Raw genomic sequence first — 4969 nt, forward strand, 5'->3', positions numbered from 1 at the left:
TTCGCAATAAGTATCAAGTACCAGTTTTTGATTTTTGGGAATCACCGGTTTTTAATGATACCGACTTTGTAGATGGAGACCATTTATCAGAGATTGGAGCTAAAAAGGTACTATCCATCATAGAAGATAGCATAATTAATACGCAAACGCACAACAATGTATATACAAAATAGGCTAACTATCAGTAAATTTAATAGTTGTCGTTTGCTTCAAAAGGTGACAGTTTGATAAGTTTGAAGCCCGCAAACGCCTACTTTGCATATACTCACCATTAGGACACATAAAAACCAACGAAACCGCAAATCAATTACTATGATTGAAAAACATCCATTTCCGCCATTTGTCCCAAAAGATTGTAAAATCTTGGTAATTGGAAGTTTCCCCGGAAAAGAATCGACACAAGCAAAAAGAGAGGATGATTGGTTTTACGGTGCCAAGCGAAATCAATTTTGGAAGCTCTTAGAAAATGTTTACAACATAGAATTAAAAACAAAGGACGATAAGAAAAACTTATTTAATAAGGCAAAAATAGGTATTACAGATATTATTGAATCTTGCGAAAGAAAAGAAAACAGCAACTCCGATTCAAATTTGATTAACAAGACCTATAACTCTAAACTTGCTGAAATAATAGAAACTAATCCGATTGACAAAATTCTATTTACAAGTAAGGGCGTTAAAAATGAGTTTTGCCAACATTTCAAGGTTCCGGAAAATGTCAACTTGATTACTCTGCCTTCTCCATCACCGATTTATAGACGAATGAGTTTTGAGAGAAAAGCAGAAATCTATAAAATACATTTTCCAAAACTTTGATTGTTGATTTTCTGATTTACTGTATTAGCCCTTCAATTTACAGGACAAAATTATCGAAAACAATTTACGAATGTTTTATATTTGTTTCGTAAAAGATACGTTAGTAAACATAATAAAAAGACATACTTAGGCATGAAAATATGTATTAAAATAGCTTTTGCGATTTTGATTGTTTTTATAAGATTAAACGACATAAAAGCTTCGGAAATTGGACATGTTATTCCTGATTCCATAAAATTTATGAGAACTTCAAATCATCTTGATAGCATCAAAGAAACACCTAATATGTATCTTTATTTATCAACTGGATTATTGATTAATAGTACAACGGGTTGTCATCCAATAATTAATATGTTGCTTGGATTTAAGAAAAGTAAAAATCGATTTAATTTAACCTACGAATATAGATTCGGGAATTCTGATAAATATTATAAAATATTGGATAATGATACATTAAAAAGTATAAATGCTTATAAAGCTAATTACATTGGATTTGAATATCAACGATTGATTTTTAAAAATGTAAGCCATGAATTATATACAAATACAGGAATTGGCATCGATTGGATTTTTATAAGTGAAAGTGAGACGATTAAAAATAATAAAATTATTGGCGGATTAGCTTTAAATATTGGAATTGGTTATGCTTTTTATATTAAAAAGAAACATGGTCCCAATATAGAGTTATTGTATCATTTTACAAATTTCAGTGACATAAAAGGAACAAAAATTGACAATAATTCGATTTTGATACGATTGAGTTATAATTTTATGAATGATTATAAGCAAAAATAAAAAACTACCGTCACCACACGATATAGAGCACGTAGATTTCAACGATTTTCAGATGTTTCTGATTCGAAAAAAAAGTCGGAAAAATTAGTAGAAAATTACTCTGTAGTCTAGCACAACATCGTTTAGTTAACCGTTGTATGCAAGCCAACTATTACTACCAATAAACTAATCGAAATAAGTATGTCATAATGAACTCCTTAACCCTTTTTACCGATTACTCCACCATAACAATATTATCCTTAATATTTTTGGCATTTGCTGCCGGATTTATTGATTCTATTGTCGGTGGTGGCGGATTAATTCAACTGCCCGCGCTACTTGTCAATTTCCCGAAAAGCCTACTGCCGGTGCTGTTCGGCACTAATAAACTTGCCGCATTCTTTGGTACAACGGTTGCCGCATACGAGTATTCTCGAAAAGTAAGGTATAACTTTAAGTTACTGTTAATTGTATCGTTTTTTTCATTTATTGCCTCCAGATTAGGAGCACAGTTTTTAAGTACAATCAATACAGATACATTAAGACCTATCGTGCTGATTATCTTGATTGTAATTGCAATTTACACTTTCCTGAAAAAGGATTTGGGCTCTGTTCAAACTAAGACCTTACCGTTCACAAAACAAATTATTTTCGGTTCAATCATTGGGATATTAGTTGGTTTTTATGACGGTTTTTTTGGTCCCGGAACAGGAAGTTTTTTGGTATTGGGCTTTGTGGTGGTGTTAGGTTTTGAGTTTGTTACGGCATCGGCATATTCAAAAGTTATCAACTGTATAACAAATATTTCTGCACTAATCGTATTCATTAAACAGGGTTATTATCTTTTAGATTTGGGGATATTGATGGCTATCTGTAATATGGCAGGCAGTTTTACGGGAAGCAGAATAGCTCTCAAAAAAGGGAACTCCTTTATTCGATTGATCTTTTTAATCATTGTCGCGATAATGATTTTGAAATATAGTTATGATATCTTTATAGAGAGTTGAACTATGAAACGAATATGCCAAACTAAACGTGACCCCCAAGGGCGTGATTATAAAGCACGTAAGTTCCATATGACCTTAAACTGAAAAATTATAAACGTATGAAATAAAAAAGATTTTCTAAAAATCAAGACAATAGGTTGTTGGTTAAAAATTAAATATCTATCTTTGCAGTCCATTTTTTTAAGCTATAATATTATAAATGTAAAACACTAACAGGAGATTAAAAGTGAGTACATTAAGTTACAAAACAGTATCAGCTAATAAAGCAACTGCACAGAAGCAGTGGGTGCTTGTTGATGCTGAAAATCAAACAGTTGGTCGTTTGGCTTCAGTAATTGCATTAGTATTACGAGGCAAACATAGACCAGATTATACTCCTCACGTGGACTGTGGTGATAACGTTGTGGTAATCAATGCCGAAAAAGTTCGCTTTACAGGCTTAAAGTGGGATCAAAAAACCTACATCCACCACACAGGTTATCCCGGAGGACAGCGTGAAATCAAGGTGTCAGAACTTCATAAGAAGAACCCTTGTGCCGTATTAGAACGCGCTGTTAAAGGCATGTTGCCAAAAAACAGACTCGGACGTCGATTATTTACAAACCTTCATGTTTATGCAGGTAGCGAGCACAAACACGAAGCGCAAAATCCGCAAATAATTGATTTATCGAAAATTAAGTAGATTTTATGAAACGAGCACTCTTGTACAGTGTGAGTTCCATAAATTCCTTAAACTGAAAAAATTATAATCAGATGAAACAAATTTCTACAGTCGGAAGACGAAAAGCTGCAATTGCCAGAGTATTTGTTAATGACGGAACAGGAAAAATCACAATCAATGGACGTGACCATAAAGAGTATTTTTCAACTCAACAGTTACAATACATTGTAGAGCAACCATTCGCTGTTCTTGAAATGGAAGGCAAATACGACGTTAAAGCAAACATCGGCGGTGGTGGATTTAGAGGTCAAGCCGAAGCCCTACGTTTAGGAATTTCGAGAGCATTGTGCGAAATAGATATCGAAAATCGTCCAAAACTTAAGGTTAATGGTTTCCTTACACGCGACTCGCGCGTTGTTGAACGTAAAAAATATGGGCAACCAAAAGCACGCAAAAGATTTCAATTTAGTAAACGTTAAAAATTTAACTACAAGTTTAGTATCTAAACCTGTCGGACTCTTATTTGAAGACTACCAACAGGTTGCATAAATGAAGAAGGTAAACTTGAAAAGAAAAAAACATGGCAAATTTAACATTTAACCAACTGCTTGATGCCGGAGCACACTTCGGACACCTAAAGCGTAAGTGGAATCCAAACATGGCTCCATATATCTTCATGGAGAAAAACGGGATTCACATTATAGACCTTCACAAAACAATTGTGAAACTCGACGAGGCTGCAAATGCAATGAGAAACATAGCCCGCTCGGGAAGAAAAATATTGTTTGTCGCCACAAAAAAACAAGCCAAAGATATTGTTGCCGAAAAAGTAGGCGCAATAGGAATGCCATACGTTACAGAACGTTGGTTTGGCGGTATGTTGACAAACTTTCCAACAATTCGCAAAGCCGTTAAAAAAATGTCAATGATTGACAAAATGGAAAAAGACGGTACACTTGGACACATGTCAAAGCGCGAACGCTTACAAATTTCACGTCAACGTGAAAAACTTGAGAAAAACCTTGGTTCAATCGTTGATATGACAAGAATACCAGCGGCAGTTTTTATCGTTGATATACAAAAAGAGAAAAATGCTGTAGCTGAGGCTCGCCGTTTGAACATCCCAATTTTTGCTATTGTGGATACAAACTCAAATCCTAATTTGGTTGATTTTGCAATTCCCGCAAACGACGACGCGGCAAAATCAATTTCATTAATCCTTGATTATGTCATAGATGCTGTAAAAGAGGGATTAAACGAGCGTAAAGTAGAGCGCGACAAAGAGGACGATGGTTCAGATAACAAACCAGCAAAGAGAACCAGAGCAAGAAAATCAGCTGATAGGGCAAAAGCCGAGGCTGAAGAAGAGCTTGACGAAGATGAAGATATAGACGATGTTGATCTTGATGAAGATGATGAGGAAGTGGACGAGGTAGAAGACGACATTGATGAAACAGATGAAGATTAATCAAAAGAAATTAACAATATAAAAATATATAATCATGGCAATAACAGCTGCCGATGTAGCAAAATTACGTAAAATGACTGCAGCAGGAATGATGGACTGCAAAAAAGCCTTAGAAGAAGCTAATGGAGACTTTGAACGTGCAGTAGAAATTATCCGAGAAAAAGGTAAACTTGTTGCTGCAAAACGTGCCGACAGAGACGCAACCGAAGGTGTTGTTTTGGCAAAAGTTACAGATAATAAAAA

The 4969-nt window shown here is 34.7% G+C and carries 8 protein-coding genes; all 8 read left to right on the top strand.

Annotation, left to right across the window (positions count from 1 at the left end):
- Positions 1-173, top strand: a 173-nt coding sequence (locus tag GX311_08110; GenBank protein ID NLK16345.1) for a hypothetical protein, incomplete at its 5' end; no start/stop codon positions are given.
- Between the two features lie 139 nt (positions 174-312).
- The gene (locus tag GX311_08115; protein ID NLK16346.1) at positions 313-816 is read left to right on the top strand and encodes a DNA-deoxyinosine glycosylase; all 504 of its coding nucleotides are present in this window, start codon (positions 313-315) and stop codon (positions 814-816) included.
- 132 nt (positions 817-948) lie between these two features.
- Positions 949-1611, top strand: a complete 663-nt coding sequence (locus GX311_08120) for a hypothetical protein (protein NLK16347.1) — start codon at positions 949-951, stop codon at positions 1609-1611.
- Between the two features lie 188 nt (positions 1612-1799).
- Positions 1800-2597 (top strand): TSUP family transporter, encoded by a 798-nt coding sequence (locus GX311_08125; protein ID NLK16348.1) that lies wholly within the window; start codon positions 1800-1802, stop codon positions 2595-2597.
- Between the two features lie 226 nt (positions 2598-2823).
- Positions 2824-3279: a 50S ribosomal protein L13 gene (gene rplM / locus GX311_08130; protein NLK16349.1), complete on the top strand. Its 456-nt coding sequence runs from the start codon at positions 2824-2826 to the stop codon at positions 3277-3279.
- A 71-nt stretch (positions 3280-3350) separates the two neighbouring features.
- Entirely contained in the window at positions 3351-3737 is a 387-nt protein-coding gene (gene rpsI, locus GX311_08135; protein NLK16350.1) for a 30S ribosomal protein S9, read from the top strand.
- Between the two features lie 101 nt (positions 3738-3838).
- Entirely contained in the window at positions 3839-4726 is an 888-nt protein-coding gene (rpsB, locus tag GX311_08140) for a 30S ribosomal protein S2 (protein ID NLK16351.1), read from the top strand.
- Between the two features lie 34 nt (positions 4727-4760).
- Positions 4761-4969: elongation factor Ts (locus GX311_08145; protein NLK16352.1), on the top strand; the 209-nt coding region annotated here is incomplete at its 3' end.

Source organism: Bacteroidales bacterium (assembly GCA_012519055.1).
Taxonomy (GTDB): Bacteria; Bacteroidota; Bacteroidia; order Bacteroidales; family Salinivirgaceae; genus JAAYQU01.